Raw genomic sequence first — 16,534 nt, 5'->3', positions numbered from 1 at the left:
TCAGCGGGCCTGGCCCTTGTCGGCCCCGATGGCATGGGTGACCGCCGAGGTCAGGGTCCCTACGCACAGCTCCTGCAGGGCCGATCGCTCCAGCGGCCGCCCGCGCTCCAGCCAGTCGAGCACCGCGGTGACGAGGAAGGCCAGCCAGCCGCGCACGGCGATGGCCAGCGCCTCGCCGGTAAGCCCCTCCGCCGCGAGGGAGCCGAGGATCCGCCCAGCCTGCCACGCCCGGGCCTCCTCGAAAGCGGCCCGGGACCCGGGATCGGTGCCGTGCTCGCCGCGGTAGACGGCGCGGTAGCCGTGCTCATGGGCCTCGACGCAATCGAAGTAGGCGTCGAGAGCGGCCCTGAGCCGCTTGAGCAGGGGGAGAGCGGCGTCCGGTTCGGTGGCCTTGAACAGGCGGACGGCCGCTCCGTGCTCCAGGGTCATGCCGCCGCCGGGGCCATGAGGTGGTCGACGAGGGTGAGCAGCAGGTCCCGGGAGGCCGTGCGCTCACGTACGTCGGACAGCACCAGCGGCACATGGGGGTCGAGGTCGAGAGCCGCGCGCACCTCGTCGCCGGTGCGGTCCCGGACGCCGTGGAAGCAGTTGACGCCGACGACGAAGGGGATCCCACGGCTCTCGAAGAAGTCAATGGACGCGAAGCTGACGTCGAGGCGGCGGGTGTCGACCAGGACGACGGCGCCGAGGGCTCCGTGGACGAGGTCGTTCCACATGAACCAGAAGCGTTCCTGGCCGGGGGTGCCGAAGAGGTAGACGACGAGTTCGCTGCTGATGGTGATGCGGCCGAAGTCGAGGGCGACGGTGGTGGTCGACTTGTCGAGGATGCCCTCGAGGTCGTCGACCCCGACGCTGGCGCGGGTGAGGTACTCCTCGGTGCGCAGCGGGGCGACCTCGCTCACCGCGTCGACCATGGTGGTCTTGCCGACGCCGAAGCCTCCGGCGATCAGGATCTTCATGGCCTGGGGCGCCGCCCCCGCAGCGAGGTCAGAGCTTCCGGAGCCCATTCCTCACCGCCTCAAGGATCGTCATGTCGATGGAGCCGCTTTCGGAATCGAGGGCCAGCGGGGGGCGGGCGGTGACCCGCCCGGACCCGATGAGGTCACCGAGCAGGATCTTGGTCACGGACACCGGGAGGTCCAGACCGGCCGCGATCTCGGCCACCGCCTTCGGCTCCCGGCACAACTCGAGGACGACGCGGTGTTCCGGCTGGAGTCCGCGCAGGTCAGGCGCTTCGTCCCCGGGCCGGGGGACGGTGGTGACGACGGTGATCAGGGTCAGGTCGTCACGATCGGGGACAGTGCGCCCCCGGGTGATGGTGTAGGGGCGGACCAGGGGCTCCTCGACTTCGTCGTCGAGTCCGTCAGTCCAGTGCGTCACTCCTGTCTCCCGGTATCGGGAGTACGCGCCTTGGTGCCCAGCTTCTGGCCGACCTGCTGGACGAGGGTGTGCATGGCGACGGCCATGAGCTCGGCGTCGACCTCCTGGGACGCGACCACGGCGAGGTGGGTGCCCTGGCCGGCGGTGGTGACGAACAGCCAGAGGTCGGCCAGTTCCACGATGACCTGCTGCACCGGGCCGCCGTCGAAGAGCCGGCCGACACCCCGCGCGAGGCTCTGCTGGCCGGTGGCGACGGCGGCGAGCCGCTCGGCGTCGGACCGTTCGAGGGTGCCGGACTTGCTGATCACCAGGCCGTCGTCCGACAGCACGACCGCGTGCCGCGTGCCGGCCACCTGGTCGACCAGACCGTCGAGGAGCCAGTCCAGATCTGCGTGGGTGGCGGTGGTGGCGGTCATTCGCTGCGTCGTCATTGTCGGTCTTCCGTCGAGGGTGAACTGGGGTGCGGGAGGGCGTCGGTGGGGGTCCGTGCCCGGCGGGACTGCCGCTGGAAGGCCCCGATGGTGGCCCCGGAGCGCCGGGGCTCGGGGTGCGGCGTGAATTCCTCGGCCTCCGGGGCCCGGTCGGCGTCCGGTTCCCTGAGTTCGGGGGCCAGACCGGCCTGGCGTACCCGCTTGGGCAGCGGTACGGGTCCTCCCCCGGCGGCGTCGGGCTCGGTGCCGGCGCCGGCATCCGCGCCCACGTCGGCCATGGCGCGCCCTCGGGTCCTGACCGGCAGCCGCCCCTCCTCCTGGGCCCGCGCCACGGCCGCGGTGTCGTCGGGGTTGAGGGGGCGCGGTCCGGAGTGCTGCGGCGGTACGTCCCCCGGAGCGCCGGCGTCCCCCCGCCTGCCGGCGCGCGGCTTGACCAGCGGCTCCGGAGGCTCGGCGACGTACCGCTCGGGCACCAGGACGATGACGCGGGTGCCGCCGAAGGCCGACGGGCGCAGCTCGACCTGGACGCCGAGCCCCAGGGAGAGCCGGGCGACCACGTAGAGGCCGAGGCGGGCGTCGTCGGCGCGGGCCATGACGTCGAGCTGGGGCGGAGCCTGCATCAGGGCGTTGGCGTCGGCGTACTGCTCGGTGGTCATGCCGAGGCCGCGGTCCTCGATCTCCACGGCGATGCCCCGGCCGACGACTCCGGCACGGACCTCGACGGGGGTGGGCGGCTTGGAGAAGGCGGCGGCGTTCTCCATCAGCTCGGCGAGGATGTGGGTCAGCGCTCCGACGGCCCATTCGGACACCCAGGGGCGGCCTTCGACCTCGACGGAGATGCGCTGGTAGTCCTGCACCTCGCCCTGGGCGGCGCGCAGCAGGTCCAGCAGCTGGACCGGCCGGCGCCAGCGGCGCTGCGGCTGACCGCCGCCGAGGATGACCAGGTTCTCCTCGTAGCGGCGTAGCCGGGCGGTGAGGTGGTCCAGGTCGAACAGGCCCTCCAGGACGGCGGGGTCCTCGTGCCTGCGTTCCATCTGGTCGAGCTTCTTCAGCTGGAGGCCGATCAGCAGCTGGGTGCGGCGGGCGATCCGTTGCAGCAGCCGCTCGAAGCCGCGGTGCTGATCGGCCTGGCGTACGGCGGTGGCGATCGCGCTGCGTGCGGCCAGGTTGAGGGCTTCGGCCAGTTCGCCCAGCTCGTCCCCGCTGGGCTCGACGGCCCGGACCTCCGCGTCCACGTCGACGTCCTCGCCGCGCTCCAGCCGCCCGACGACGTCGGGGAGCCGGGTCCGCAGTTCGCGGGCCTCGTCGCGCAGGGTGAGGATGCGGCGGCGCAGCACGATGATGAGCCGCCAGCTGGCCGCGATCACCAGGAGCACGGTGGCCAGGCCGAGCGCGCTCGCGGCGACCAGCTGGAACTGGAGCTGGTTGACGCTCGCCGTGCTGAGCGCGTTGATGGTGTTGACGCGGGCCAGGAGCACGGTCGCCAGCTCGGGGCCGACCTGGTCCATGGTGAGGCGCCACTCCGCGTGGTTGATGGAGACGGTCACCTGGCCGCCCTGGGTGCCGTTGGTGACGGACCGGATCAGCCCCTCTTCCAGGCGCTGCTTGGACTTCCACATCTGACCGGTCGTCAGTGTCCGGTAGAGCTGCGCCTCTTTCCCGGTGAGCGAAGGATCCACCCGGTATTCGAGCAGATACTCCTGGGTGCCGATGAAGTCGACCGCCATGTCGTACGCGCTGAAGGACAGCCGGCCGGACTTCCAGCCCCGGGCCAGCAGCGCGTCCTCGCGCGAGACCATCTCGACGGCGCCGACGAGGTCGACCAGGGTCTGCGCCTTCGTGGTCACCTGGCCGTTCACACCGCTGCTGAGCGCGGTGACGACGCCGATGTCGGCGGTGACCACACCCGTGTAGTAGTCGTACGCCTTCTGCTGGCTGACCGAGCCGTCGTCGACCGCGCGACGCTGGTCCGCGAGCCCGGCGAGCTGCCGCACGGTGGTCAGCACCGCCTGGTGGAGCCCGGCCTGCGCGTGGCTGGTGTCCAGCACGGCCAGCGTGCTGAAGGTGGAGGCCGCCCGGTCGGTCAACGCGCGCTGCGCGGTCAGATCGCCGCGGGACGCCGACGGATCAGCCAACGCCTCCGCGGACAGCCGCCGTTCCTTCTGCAGATTGATCAGCAGTTGCTGCGTCTTGCCGCCGACGCTCACCGCCACCCGCCGCTGGGCGTCCTCGTTCTGCCACTGACGACCGAGCTGATACGTGCCCAGCGCCCACACCCCGGCGAGTGCCACGCTGGGCACCACGGCCAGGATCACCAGGACCGTACGCAGCGGAAGCCTGCGCGTACGCCCGTTTCCGCCCACCTTGAACACAGCCACGCGCAGGCCACTCCTATCGCCGTGCGACCGCAGGCACATGGCGCGCGTTCGCGCGAAGAGCGGCGGTTGGTGGGCTGATATTAGTCATCTCATACGCAAGAGGTGAAAGCTCCCGGACTGCCCTTCACATCCGGATTTCACTATTCCGATCACCCCTGCTCCAGGGTGATCCGGATCCGGGCCGCAAATCCTTGCGAGGCACCTCGACGCATCCGGAACAAAGTGGCACCGTAGGGGCGTATGGAGCAGATGGGACAAACGGCTACATCCGTGCGATGGAGGCTGCTGCTGGCCAGCGCCACCATGCTCTTTGTCGAGCTGGCGCTGATCCGGTGGGCGGGTGCCAACGTCGTCCACCTCAGCTACTTCTCCAACTTCATCCTGCTGGGATCCTTCCTCGGCATCGGCCTCGGCTTCCTGATCCCCGCCGGGCGCGGCCAGTGGATCAAGCGAATCGCGCCACTGCCGCTCGCCCTGCTCGTCATCCTCGTCCGCGAATACCCGGTCCAGGTACGCCAGACCAGCGACCAGGTCATCTACTTCACCGCCGTGAAGACCACCGGCCTGCCCGAGTGGGTGACCCTGCCCGTCCTCTTCCTGCTGACCGCCATCATCATGACCGCGATCGGCAAGCTCACCGCGGATCTCTTCCGCCGCCTCCCCTCCCTCGAGGCCTACCGCTACGACCTCCTCGGCAGCCTCACCGGCTCGGTCTCCTTCGCCCTGCTGTCCTGGCTGCGCGCCCCGTCCGTGGTGTGGGGCATCCTGGCCGCCCTGGCCCTGCTGACCCTCGGCGGTCGCCGTAACACCGTCTGGTACGTGATCCCGCTGGCGGCCATGGTGACGGCGCTGTTCCTGGAGTCGACGACCGCCGGGATCTCCTGGTCGCCGTACTACAAGATCCAGCTCACCCGCTCGCACTCGGCCACCCGGACTTACCACATCTCCGCCAACGGCGTCCCGCACCAGTCGATCGCCCCCCTCAACGCCCTGCTGCGGGAGAACTCCCCGTACCGGCAGGCCTACGACCAGACCCCTGGCAACCCCCACAAGCGCGTCCTGGTGATCGGCGCGGGCAACGGCAACGACGTCGCGGTCGCGCTCAACCAGGGCGCCGACCGGGTCGACGCCGTCGAGATCGACCCCCGCATCCAGCAGATCGGCGCACAGCTGCACCCCGCAAAGCCGTACTCCGACCCCCGGGTGCACGCCCACATCAACGACGGCCGGGCCTTCCTGGAGCGCACGAACACCAAGTACGACCTCGTCATCCTGGCCCTGCCGGACTCGCTGACGCTGGTGGCCGGCGCGAGCAACCTGCGCCTGGAGAGCTATCTGTTCACCCAGCAGGCCTTCGAGGCGGCCCGCGACCACCTCACGCCGCACGGCGCCTTCGCCATGTACAACTACTACCGGCAGAGCTGGCTGGTCGACCGCTTCGCCGGCAGCCTGCAGGATGTATACGGCCACGCCCCCTGCATGACCACCTTCCGCAAGAACGCCGCCGTCCTCGTCGCCGGGATGACCACCGCCGACCAGGCCTGCGACGCGGTCTGGAAGCCGAGCGGCGCGGTGCCCGCCGCCGCGACCGACGACCACCCCTTCCCGTACCTGCTCCACCGGGACATCCCCACGCTCTATCTGAGCGCGCTGGCCGCGATCCTGCTGGTGACGCTGGTGTCGGTGCGACTGACGGGCGTGCGGATCAGACGTACGGTCCGCTACACCGACATGTTCCTGATGGGCGCGGCCTTCATGCTGCTCGAGACCAAGAACGTGATCGGCTTCGCCCTGTACTTCGGGACCACCTGGCTGGTCAACGCCCTCGTCTTCATCGGCGTCCTGCTGGCCGTACTGGCCGCCGTCGAGGTCCGGCGCCGGCTGCCCCGAGTCAACCTGCTGGTGCTGCAGGCGCTGCTCTTCGCCACCCTCGCCGTCGCCTGGCTGGTCCCCACCAGCGCCGTCCTCTCCCTCCCCTTCGCCGGCCGGCTCGCCGCCGCCATCGCGCTGGCCTTCGCCCCCATCTTCTGCGCCAACCTCATCTTCTCCGACCGCCTCGCTCTCGCCCCCGACCCCACCTCCGCCTTCGGCGCGAACCTGCTCGGCGCCCTCACCGGCGGCACCCTGGAGTACCTGGCCCTGGTCACCGGCTACCAGGCCCTCCTGCTCGTCGTCGCCCTGCTGTACGCGGGTGCCTGCGTCGCCATGCGCTTCGCCGGACGCGGTCCGGACGAGCCGACGGCGGTCCCCGGCGAGGCGGTCCCGGCCCGCAGGTAGGGCGTCCGAGGTTTTCGTAGAGGAAAGCCGTCCGCTATGAGCCGGTAACACAAACACGACAAACTCACACGGGCTAGCATGTGATGGCACACAAGAAGCATTTGATCATTATTAACGCCTTGGGGGGCGCAGCGGCCAAGTGACCCGGAACCGGGGGGTTCCGGCGCATGTGGGGGAGACGTCCGGCCTGGAGGGGGCCCGGACCACTTCTTCTGCTGTCACCGGTGCCGCTGCCGCCGTGCCTTGGAGGGGGCAGGCGTCATGACAGAGGTATCCACCGAGCCGAGACATCCCGTCCCGGCCTCGGCTGACGGCGGCGGGACACGCTCGCGCTACCGACACATTCCCGCACTCGCCTACGACTACGACCGCTTCAGCCGGCTCACCGGCCCGATCACCGAACCACCGCCGGACGGCGCCCCGTACCGGGTCCGCTACCGCAATCTGCTCAACCAGGAGACCCGCCGGCTGCGGGTCGTCGTCCTGATGGTGCTGGCTCCGGTCGTCGAAGCGGCGCTGCTTATCTGGCTGTTGATGCCGCAGCACTGGTCGCAGCGGCCCTTCGAACCGCGCGAGTGGCTGCTGCGGCTGGACAAGGTGGTGCTCGGCACCATCGTTGTCATCGAGTTCTTCCGGCTGCTGCAGATCGTCTCCAACGCGCACGGCACGCTCTTCGCCCGCGACCCCATACCCGTCCGGGCGGAGCCCGGCACCCGGGTCGCGTTCATCACCACCTGCGTGCCGGGCAAGGAGCCGTTGGACATGGTGCGCAGGACCCTGACGGCCGCCACACGCATCCGGCACCAGGGCTCCGTACATGTCTGGCTGCTCGATGAGGGCGACGACCCGGAGATGAAGGCGCTCTGCGCGGAGCTGGGGGTGCGTCACTTCTCCCGTAAAGGGGTGGAGAAGTACAACCAGCGCAAGGGACCGTTCCGCGCGAGGACCAAGCACGGCAACTACAACGGCTGGCTCGACGCGCACGGCGACGCGTACGACTTCCTGGCCTGCGTCGACACCGACCATGTCCCGCACGCCAACTACCTGGAGCGGATGCTCGGTTACTTCCGCGACCCGAACGTCGCCTTCGTCGTCGGCCCGCAGGTCTACGGCAACTACGACTCGCTGGTCACCAAGGCAGCCGAGAGCCAGCAGTTCCTCTTCCACGCCGTGGTCCAGCGGGCCGGGAACCGCTACGGCTCCCCGATGTTCGTCGGAACGAACAACGCGGTGCGGATCAGCGCCCTGCGGCAGATCGGCGGCCTGTACGACTCGATCACCGAGGACATGGCGACCGGCCTGGAGTTCCACCGCACGCGCAATCCGTACACCGGGCGCAAGTGGAGATCGGTCTACACCCCGGACGTCCTGGCGGTCGGCGAGGGCCCGAACTCATGGACGGACTTCTTCGGCCAGCAGCTGCGCTGGAGCCGTGGCACGTACGAGACCCTGCTCAAGCACTTCTGGAAGGTCATGTTCCGGCTGTCCCCCGGGCGGCTGTTCAACTATCTGCTGATGCTGGCCTTCTATCCGATGTCCGGAATCTCCTGCATCCTCGGCGGCCTCAGCTCCGTCCTCTACCTGGTCTTCGGCGCCTCGGGGGTGAGCGTCTCCACGGCCAGCTGGATGATGCTCTACTGCGATGCCGCGCTGCTGCAGATCGGCCTGTACTCGGTCAACCGCCGGCACAACGTCAGCCCGCACGAGCCCGAGGGCTCCACGGGCGTCGGCGGTATGGCGATGGGCGCCATGGCGACCCCGATCTACGCGACCTCGCTGGTCGGCGCGATGCTGCGGCTGCCGGCCGGCTTCAAGGTCACCCCGAAGGGTGAGTCCTCCAGCCCCGACCGGGTGCTGACCTTCCGTATGCATCTGTGGTGGGCGCTGGTCTTCGGCGGGGCCTTCGCCGCGTCCTTCTGGACCGGCCACACCTATCTGGCGATGCGGATCTGGGCGGTCCTCGCCCTGGTGTCGTCGCTCCTGCCGCTCATCATCTGGCGAGTCCAGGCCTCGCGCTCCAAGAAGTAAAGGATTCCAGGGGGGAATCGCACCTTGTCAGAGTCGATCTTCCGGCCAACGCTCAGAACGAAGCGGCTGGCCATCGGCAGCACCGTCTTCCTCGCCTTCACCGGGATGAACGCACCGGCGGCCATCAGCTTCGCCCAGGTGAAATACCACGAGTACGCCATCTCCCGACCCGAGTACAAGCGCCAGTACGGGTCCTGGACCGTCGTCAACATCCCGGAGGCGTTCCAAGTGAACGCCATCCACGCGACGCTGCTGAACAACGGCAAAGTGCTGATCATCGCCGGGTCCGGCAACGAGAAGGACAACTTCAAGGCCGGCACCTTCAGGACGCTGCTCTGGGATCCGGTCAAGAACACCTACAAGCTGATCCACACCCCCGCCGACATGTTCTGCGCCGGCCACGCCTCACTCGCGGACGGGCAGGTCCTGGTGGCAGGCGGCACCCTGCGCTACGAAGTGCTCAAGCCGGACGTGAAGAAGGCCGGCGGCACCATGCAGGTCAGGAACGAGGACCCGAACCGCCCGCGCAAGGTGCCCAAGGGCACGGTCTTCGTATCGCCGACCGGCGACGAGTACGTCAGCAATGACAATCTCGTCGTCCCCGCCGCCACCAAGGTCACCAAGATGGTGCGGAACAAGCAGGGCGTGAAGGCTCCCAAGACCGTCGTGGTCACCGCCCAGCAGGCGGTCTTCGTCGAGGCCCGGGACAAGGACAAGGACAAGGCCGTCAAGAAGATGACCCAGTTCCGCGTCAAGGGCCTGAAGGGCAACAGCGGCGAGACGCTCTACGGCATGGCCAAGGCGATCAACTTCAACAAGCAGGACTACCAGGGGATCAAGGCCGCCTACGAGTTCAACCCCGCAACCGAGCAGTACGAGAAGGTCCAGCCCATGCAGTACGCCCGCTGGTACCCGACCCTGGTCACACTGCCGGACAACAAGATCATGACCGTCTCCGGGCTGGACGACACCGGCTACATCCTCAACGGGCAGAACGAGATCTTCGACCCGAAGACCAAAACCTGGTTGCCCGCCGCCACCCACTACTTCCCGACCTACCCGGCGCTCTTCCTCACCGCCGACCAGAAGCTCTTCTACTCCGGCTCCAACGGCGGCTACGGACCGCCGACCAAGGGCCGCGTGCCCGGCATCTGGGACTGGAAGAAGAACACCTTCACCACTGTCCCCGGGCTGCGCGACGCGAACACGCGAGAGACCAGCCCCTCGGTGCTGCTGCCGCCCGCCCAGGACCAGAAGGTGATGATCCTCGGCGGCGGCAAGCCCGGCGAGTCCCGGGTCTCCACCGCGCACACCGACATCATCGACCTGTCCAAGCAGGACCCGAAGTTCACCGCGGGCCCCGACCTGCCGGCCGGCGGCACCCGCTATCTCAGCGCCGTGATCATGCCGGACGACACCGTCTTCACCACCGGCGGCTCCGGCGACTACCGGGGCAAGCACGGCAGCGATATCCTCAAGGCGCAGACGTACCACCCGGACACCAACACCTTCACCAGCGCCGCCGACCCCACGGTCGGCCGCGACTACCACTCGGAGGCGCTGCTGCTGCCCGACGGACGAGTGGTCACCTTCGGCTCGAACCCGCTCTTCGGCGACAAGAGCGACACCCTGCCGCCTACCTTCGAGAAGCGCATCGAGATCTACACCCCCGCATACCTCTACCAGGGCGGCGAGCGGCCTCAGGTGACCGGCGGCACCACGGAAGCGGTACGCGGCAAGTCGGCCGACTTCACCACTTCCGACGCGTCGAAGATCGCCACCGTGCGGCTGATGCGGCCGAGCTCGGTCACGCATGTCACGGACGTCCAGCAGCGGTCCATCGCACTGGACTTCAAGAAGACCGCGTCGGGCATCACCACCACCATCCCGAAGAACTCGGCGCTGGTGCCCTCCGGTTGGTACATGCTCTTCGTCGCCGACAAGAAGGGCGTGCCGTCCGTGGCCCGCTGGGTCCACATCAAGTGATCACCTAGGGCCTGCCCGGCCCTAGTCGAGTGATCAGCTGAAGCCGACCCAGTTCAGATTGACGAAGTCGTCGGGCTGAGGCGCGGCGAAGGTCAGGAAGACGTCGTGGGATCCCGTCGTTGACGGGATCTCCGCGCTGAGCGTCTTCCACGTCTGCCAGCCGCCGGTGTTCCCCGGCTCCAGGGTTCCGATCGGCGCGGCTGTCGGGCTGTCGAGCCGCACCTCGATCTTGCCGCCCTCGGTGGCCACGCCGCCGCCCGAGGCGACCCGCGCGCGGAAGTGGGTGTCGCCGGTGAACGTCACGCCGTCGAAGCGCAGCATGTCGCCGTCGCCGAGCCAGCCCACCGTGTGCCCGCCGCCCTTCTCCGCCCGGTCGGTGCTGGGCTGTACGGCGGTGCCCTGCTGGCTGGTGGCGTACTCGGCCCGGATGGGGCCGCTCGCCTTGAAGCCGGTGCGCGGTCCGGTGGTGGCCTGCGGTGTGCCGCCACGGCTGCGTACGGAGACGTAGTCGATCACCATCGGCACGCCGGGCTTGGTGCCCGCGTCCGGGGTGGTGGCCTGGGCCTGGCCGTTGGGGAAGTCGCCGCCGATGGCCAGGTTGAAGAGGATGAAGCTGCTGTTGTGGACGGCCTGCTTCCAGGTCTGCGCGTCGACGTCGGTGGCCTTCACGGACCAGAACTTCTTGCCGTCGACGTACCAGCGCAGCTCCTCGGGCGAGCTGCTGCGGTCCCATTCGAAGGCATATGTATGAAAGTTGCCCGCGCACGGCGAGCCGGGGCAGGTCGTCCCCGAGCCCCGCCCGTTGTGCTCGTCGCAGGGGCCGCCGGGCTCGGTGCCGCAGTGCAGGGTGCCCCGGATCTCGCCGATGCCGTTGACATGCTCCAGCACGTCGAACTCGCCGATGCCGGGCCAGGAGTTGGGATTGCCCCGCACCCCCGCGCCCAGCAGCCAGAAGGCCGACCAGTACCCCTTGGCCTGCGCCCCGGTCACGTCCGGCAGCTGCACGCGGGACTCCACGCGCAGGGTGCCGTGCTGCGGCGGCTGGAAGTCCTCGCGTACGGACTCGATGCGGGCCGAGGTCCAGGCGCCCTGGTTGTCGCGCAGCGGCGTGATGCGAAGGTTGCCCTTACCGTCCAGGCTCACGTTCTTCGTACTGTCGGTGTACGTCTCGATCTCGCCGGTGCCCCAGTGATCCGCGCCGCCGGGGTAGCCCGTGCCCTTGTCGATCAGCCAGCTGTCCTTGGCGGGCAGACTGCCGGCGGTGCCGTCGAAGTCGTCCCGGAAGACCTGGGTCCAGCCGCTGTCGTTGGTCTTGTCGCCGCCGCCGGCGTCGCCGCCGGACGTACTGTCGTCACCCGTGAAGGCCACGACGGCGACCACCGCCGCCACCATGGCCAGTACCAAGCCGCCTGCCAACACGACCAAGCGTGTGGAGGTTGCGCCCATGTGCCGGCCCCCCTGCCGGAAGTCCCCACCCCTTTCGTGCCAGCCTACGGCAGTAGCTGCACCGGTGGGGCAATTGGGACGGACCGGTTGATGGCAGGATTGGCCCGTGACCAGCACCAGCCCCGGGACCAGTCCCTTCCGGCACGAGGCGGCCGACCGCGACGCGGCCCCGCAGTTCGTCCTGCCCCTCGTCGTACGTATCGAGCGCGCCGCGCCCCCGGCCCGTACCGACGCCCTGGAGACGGCGGCCCGCGCCGTCCTCACCCTGCTCTCGGACGAGCGGGCGACGGCCGAGGGCGGCGAGTGGGCCGAGGCCGTACGGAACTGGCAGGACGCGCGCATCCGCAAGGTCGTCCGGCGGGCCCGAGGCGCGGAGTGGCGGAAGGCGACCGAGCTTCCCGGCATCACGGTCACCGGCACCGCGAAGGAGACCGCCGCCGAGGTACGGGTCTTTCCGCCGGTGCCGCTGGACGGCTGGCCGAAGGAGCTGGCCAAGCTCCAGGTGTCCGGCACCGATCTGGACGACCCCGAGCCGCCGCCCGCCCCGGCGGCCGGTGTGCCGGTGCTGTGGCTCAGCCCCGACCTCGACATGTCGGCCGGCAAGGCCATGGCGCAGGCCGGGCACGGCGCCCAGCTGGCCTGGTGGGAGCTGTCCGACGCCGACCGGGCGACCTGGCGCGACGCGGGCTTCCCGCTGGCCGTGCGGACGCCGTCGCCCGAGCGGTGGGCCGAGCTGACCGCCTCGGGCCTGCCCATAGTCCGCGACGCGGGGTTCACGGAGATCGCCCCCGGGTCCTGCACCGTCGTCGCCGACCACTCGAAGCTCAAATGAAGCTCTGAATGCGCCCCTGGCAGGGTTCGGCCGGTCCCGCCTGGGCCATGACCCGGGCATGAACGAGAAGCTCGGGACCCTCGGAACCCGCGGAACCCTCGGGACCGGAATCGGCTGGCGGCCGGAGATCGCCGACGCGATCGAGGGCCTGCCCGGGATCGACTGGGTCGAGGTGGTCGCGGAGAACATCTGCCCCGGCCACCTCCCCGAACCGCTGCTGCGGCTGCGCAGCCGGGGCATCACCGTCGTCCCGCACGGCGTGGCCCTCGGCCTCGGCGGCGCCGACCGCCCCGACCCGGCGCGGCTGTCCGCCCTCGCGGAGCGGGCCGAGGCGCTGGGCTCGCCGCTGGTCACCGAGCACATCGCCTTCGTACGGGCCGGCGGCTCGCTGACCGGCACGCCGCGCCTGGAGGCCGGGCACCTGCTCCCCGTCCCCCGCACCCGCGACGCGCTGGACGTGCTCTGCGAGAACGTGCGGATCGCCCAGGACACCCTCCCCGTGCCGCTCGCCCTGGAGAACATCGCGGCGCTGCTCGCCTGGCCGGACGGCTACGAGGAGCTGAGCGAGGGCGCGTTCCTCGCGGAGCTGGTGGAGCGCACCGGCGTACGTCTCCTCATCGACGTCGCGAATCTGCACACCAACCGTGTCAACCGCGGGGAGGACCCGGCCGCCGCGCTGGACGAACTGCCCCTGGACGCCATCGCGTACGTCCATGTGGCGGGCGGCGTCGAGCGGGACGGCGTCTGGCACGACAGCCACGCCCACCCGGTCAGCCAGCCGGTGCTGGACGTCCTGGCCGAGCTGCGCGCCCGGGTCGAGCCGCCCGGCGTCCTGCTGGAGCGCGACGAGGACTTCCCGTCCGCCGGGGAGCTGGCCGCCGAACTGGCCGCGATACGAGCCGTGCTGGAGGCCCACAGTGTCTGAGACCGACGCCGCGCGCCGGCGCCTCGCCCTGGCCCAGACGTCGCTGCTGTCCGCGCTCGTGGCCGGCACCCCGGTGCCCGAGGGCTTCGACCGGGCCCGGATCCGCGTGCAGAGCCGCGCCCTCGCCGCCAAGCGCGCCGGTGTCGTCGCCCGGGTCGCCCCGGAGCTCCCGCGCATCCTCGGCGACGGCTACCGGCCGACCTTCCTGGCCTACGCGGCCCGCCACCCGATGCCGGCCGGCGGATACCGCCGCGACGCGCTCTGCTTCGCCGGGCACCTGCTCTCCACGGACACCCTGGCGGCCCCGGTCCGCAGGCGCCTGGACGCCTGGTGGCGGGAGCGTTCCGGACCCCGGAAGCACACTGCACACGTATTTATACGTATAGGCAGCGCGCTCCGTTCAATTGCGCCACAATTCTTTACGAACCCACGCTGACCTGCGGCTTTGTCGCCATTCACAGGGGAAAACACAACAACGTACCAACCGCTGGCCCCTGGAAACTCAGCTTTCGCGAATACGTGACGATTCCTCATCCGGAACGCATCTAACGCACTAACGTGCGGTCGCATCTGGAAAAGCCGAGTGCAAGGCCGCCCCCGAGGGGGTGCTGCTTCGCACCAGGAGGCGCGATGCGAACCACCCGTTACGTCACGGGAACCGGCCTCGTCGTGGGGGCGCTGGCCGTGACCGTTGTTGCTCTGATGTACCCCGTCATGTCCGCGTTCAACAGCGGCGTGGTGGGGTCGAGAAGCAACATCAATGCCCAGACCGTGGCCACTCAGTACGGCCCGCTGACCGCGCTGGACCGCACCTTTGTGACGAAGGTGCGGCTGGCCGGCCTGTGGGAATTCCCGGCGGGACAGATGGCTGAGCAGAAGGGAACGACAGCTGCGGTCAAGACCGCGGGCCAGCATCTGATCGACGGTCACACGGACCTGGACGCGGCGGTACGCAAGATCGCCCCGCAGCTGGGGATCACGCTGCCGAACGAGCCGACACCGCAGCAGCAGGGTTTTCTGGCGACGCTGTCAGCGGCCTCGGGGGCGGACTTCGACCAGAAGTTCGCCAATATCGTGCGGCTGGCCCATGGGCAGGTGTTCTCGGTGATCGCGCAGGTCAGGGCCACGACGCAGAACACGATGGTGCGGCAGTTGGCCGAACAGGCCAACTCGACGGTGCTCGATCACATGAAGGTTCTGGAGGAGACCGGCCTGGTCGACTTCGGCCAGATCGCGACGAACACGACCGCCAGCCCGACGAATCCGAGCGCCCAGGTGGCGCCCACTCCCAGCGCCGGTGCGCCCACCGTCATCGTCACCGCGTCCCCCACGTTCTCCCTCCCCCCAGCGGCCTCTTCTCCTGAGTCGCAGACGAAATGAGCCCTTTGATGCCACGACTACAGCAGTCACGCCGACGCCGGTTGAGCACCAAGCACCTCGTACTGATAGCGGTGCTGGCCCTGGTCGGGTCGGGCGGCACCTTCGCACTGGTCGCCGGTACCGCGTCCGCGCACTGGCGGAACTCCGGCTCGACCTCCTCATCGGTCAAGACGGAGGCCAACAAGCGCTGGAACAAGAACTGGGGCCAGAACAGCGGCGCCTCCGCGTCAGCGTCCGCCACGGCGTCCGCCTCCGCCTCAGCCAGCGCCTCGGCCCCGGCCTCCGCCCCCGCCTCTGCCTCTGTCTCCGCCCCGGCGACCGGCGGCGGCGCGGTGACCACCAACGGCCCGTCGCCGGACGACTTCGTCGACATCAACTCCGTGCAGCCGAACGTGCAGAGCGTGGCGAAGCAGTCCAGCGGTTCGTCCGGTGTCTTCACCGCACGCTGCGGCCGCAACAGGAACGGGCACTTCAACCCGGACAACTTCATCGTCGCGCCCGGCGTCTCCAACGGTGCCCACCACGTGCACGACTACGTCGGCAACCTGTCCACGGACGGCTTCTCGACCAACGAGTCGCTCGCCGCCGCCGGAACCACGTGCGCCCAGGGCGACAAGTCCGCGTACTTCTGGCCGGTGCTGCGCACCCGCTCCGCGAATGACGCCGCCGACGCCGACGGCAACACGGGCACGATCCTGACCCCGACCACGGTCTCGATCACCTTCCGGGGCAGCCCGACCGCCAAGGTCACCGCCATGCCGTCGACCCTCAAGGCCATCATGGGCGACGCCAAGGCCTTCACCAACGGCGTCGCCAACGCCAAGGCCTCTTGGAGCTGCACGGGCTTCGAGAACCGCCAGCTCACCGACAAGTACCCGCTCTGCCCGTCCGGCAGCAAGGTCGTACGCACCCTGAACTTCCCGAGCTGCTGGGACGGCGTCAACACCGACAGCGCCAACCACCGCACCCACATCGTCTTCCCCGACGCCGCCGGTGCCTGCCCCGCCAACACCAAGGCCGTCCCCCAGCTCCGCTACCGCCTCACGTACGCCCTCCCGGCCAACACCGGCACCAACTTCGCCGTCGACAGCTTCCCCGAGCAACTCCACAAGCCCGTCACCGACCACGCCGACTTCGCCAACTTCATGCCCACCTCCCTCATGAACCAGGTCGTCAGCTGCATCAACTCCAACCGCCGCTGCGGCTGACCCCACCCCCCTACGCCAAGGGGCCGCGCCGACCGCCAACCCGGTCGCCGCGGCCCCTCCGCGCATGCCCGAACAGAACCCCTCAGGCAGGCCCCGCCACCAGCTCCGCCCTGGCCCCTCTTGTCGGCCACCCTCGCACCGCTCCGCGGGCTTCGCGCGGCAGCGCCGGCCTCCAGCCGCCGTACCAGGGGCACCCCCAGCCTCCACCAGCACACCGCCAACCCTCAGGCCAGCCCCGCCACCAGCTCCCCGACCCCCTTGCG

General features: G+C 69.7%; 12 protein-coding genes and 1 pseudogene. 7 read left to right on the top strand and 6 right to left on the bottom strand.

The genetic code is table 11. The features are described 5' to 3' along the window. The 5 genes from EFK10_RS03460 to EFK10_RS03440 are packed head-to-tail and all read right to left on the bottom strand — an operon-like array spanning position 1 to position 4,189. Entirely contained in the window at positions 1-429 is a 429-nt protein-coding gene (locus EFK10_RS03460; protein ID WP_127354298.1) for a hypothetical protein, read from the bottom strand. Next, positions 426-959 (bottom strand): GTP-binding protein, encoded by a 534-nt coding sequence (locus EFK10_RS03455; RefSeq protein ID WP_127354297.1) that lies wholly within the window; start codon positions 957-959, stop codon positions 426-428. The genes EFK10_RS03460 and EFK10_RS03455 overlap by 4 nt, the downstream gene beginning before the upstream one ends. A 28-nt stretch (positions 960-987) precedes the next feature. Beyond that, positions 988-1,380: a DUF742 domain-containing protein gene (locus EFK10_RS03450; protein ID WP_127354296.1), complete on the bottom strand. Its 393-nt coding sequence runs from the start codon at positions 1,378-1,380 to the stop codon at positions 988-990. Then, the gene (locus EFK10_RS03445; protein WP_127354316.1) at positions 1,377-1,796 is read right to left on the bottom strand and encodes a roadblock/LC7 domain-containing protein; all 420 of its coding nucleotides are present in this window, start codon (positions 1,794-1,796) and stop codon (positions 1,377-1,379) included. Before EFK10_RS03445 ends, EFK10_RS03450 begins: the two co-directional genes overlap by 4 nt. Positions 1,797-1,807: 11 nt before the next feature. After that, the gene (locus EFK10_RS03440) at positions 1,808-4,189 is read right to left on the bottom strand and encodes a sensor histidine kinase (RefSeq protein WP_240676965.1); all 2,382 of its coding nucleotides are present in this window, start codon (positions 4,187-4,189) and stop codon (positions 1,808-1,810) included. 270 nt (positions 4,190-4,459) lie between these two features. On the opposite strand from EFK10_RS03440, the gene EFK10_RS03435 reads away from it, so the two are divergent. From EFK10_RS03435 to glxA, 3 genes are all read left to right on the top strand, one after another. Next, a complete protein-coding gene (locus EFK10_RS03435) occupies positions 4,460-6,466 on the top strand; it encodes a spermine/spermidine synthase domain-containing protein (protein ID WP_240676964.1) in 2,007 nt (668 codons plus the stop codon). Between the two features lie 261 nt (positions 6,467-6,727). Beyond that, a complete protein-coding gene (locus EFK10_RS03430) occupies positions 6,728-8,494 on the top strand; it encodes a glycosyltransferase family 2 protein (RefSeq protein ID WP_127354293.1) in 1,767 nt (588 codons plus the stop codon). Positions 8,495-8,518: 24 nt separating this feature from the next. Beyond that, positions 8,519-10,480 (top strand): radical copper oxidase GlxA, encoded by a 1,962-nt coding sequence (glxA, locus tag EFK10_RS03425; RefSeq protein WP_240676963.1) that lies wholly within the window; start codon positions 8,519-8,521, stop codon positions 10,478-10,480. 33 nt (positions 10,481-10,513) lie between these two features. Here the strand turns inward: glxA and EFK10_RS03420 are convergent, their stop codons facing one another. Next, entirely contained in the window at positions 10,514-11,899 is a 1,386-nt protein-coding gene (locus EFK10_RS03420; protein ID WP_240676967.1) for a carbohydrate-binding protein, read from the bottom strand. Positions 11,900-12,032: 133 nt separating this feature from the next. On the opposite strand from EFK10_RS03420, the gene EFK10_RS03415 reads away from it, so the two are divergent. The 4 genes and pseudogenes from EFK10_RS03415 (at position 12,033) to EFK10_RS03400 (ending at position 16,271) form a co-directional block, all read left to right on the top strand. Further along, the gene (locus EFK10_RS03415; RefSeq protein WP_127354291.1) at positions 12,033-12,758 is read left to right on the top strand and encodes a peptidyl-tRNA hydrolase; all 726 of its coding nucleotides are present in this window, start codon (positions 12,033-12,035) and stop codon (positions 12,756-12,758) included. 58 nt (positions 12,759-12,816) lie between these two features. Beyond that, positions 12,817-14,119 (top strand): annotated as a pseudogene (locus tag EFK10_RS03410) (DUF692 domain-containing protein). 194 nt (positions 14,120-14,313) lie between these two features. Continuing rightward, a complete protein-coding gene (locus EFK10_RS03405; RefSeq protein WP_127354290.1) occupies positions 14,314-15,063 on the top strand; it encodes a DUF4142 domain-containing protein in 750 nt (249 codons plus the stop codon). A gap of 41 nt (positions 15,064-15,104) precedes the next feature. Beyond that, complete coding sequence (locus tag EFK10_RS03400; RefSeq protein ID WP_240676962.1) at positions 15,105-16,271, top strand: DUF1996 domain-containing protein; 1,167 nt, start codon at positions 15,105-15,107, stop codon at positions 16,269-16,271. Positions 16,272-16,534: the final 263 nt, after the last annotated feature.

The sequence above is a fragment of the Streptomyces soli genome, from assembly GCF_003999195.1.
In the GTDB taxonomy this organism is placed as follows: Bacteria; Actinomycetota; Actinomycetes; order Streptomycetales; family Streptomycetaceae; genus Actinacidiphila; species Actinacidiphila soli.
Note: the sequence above shows the minus strand (reverse complement) of the source record. Positions and strands in the feature narration are given on the sequence as shown.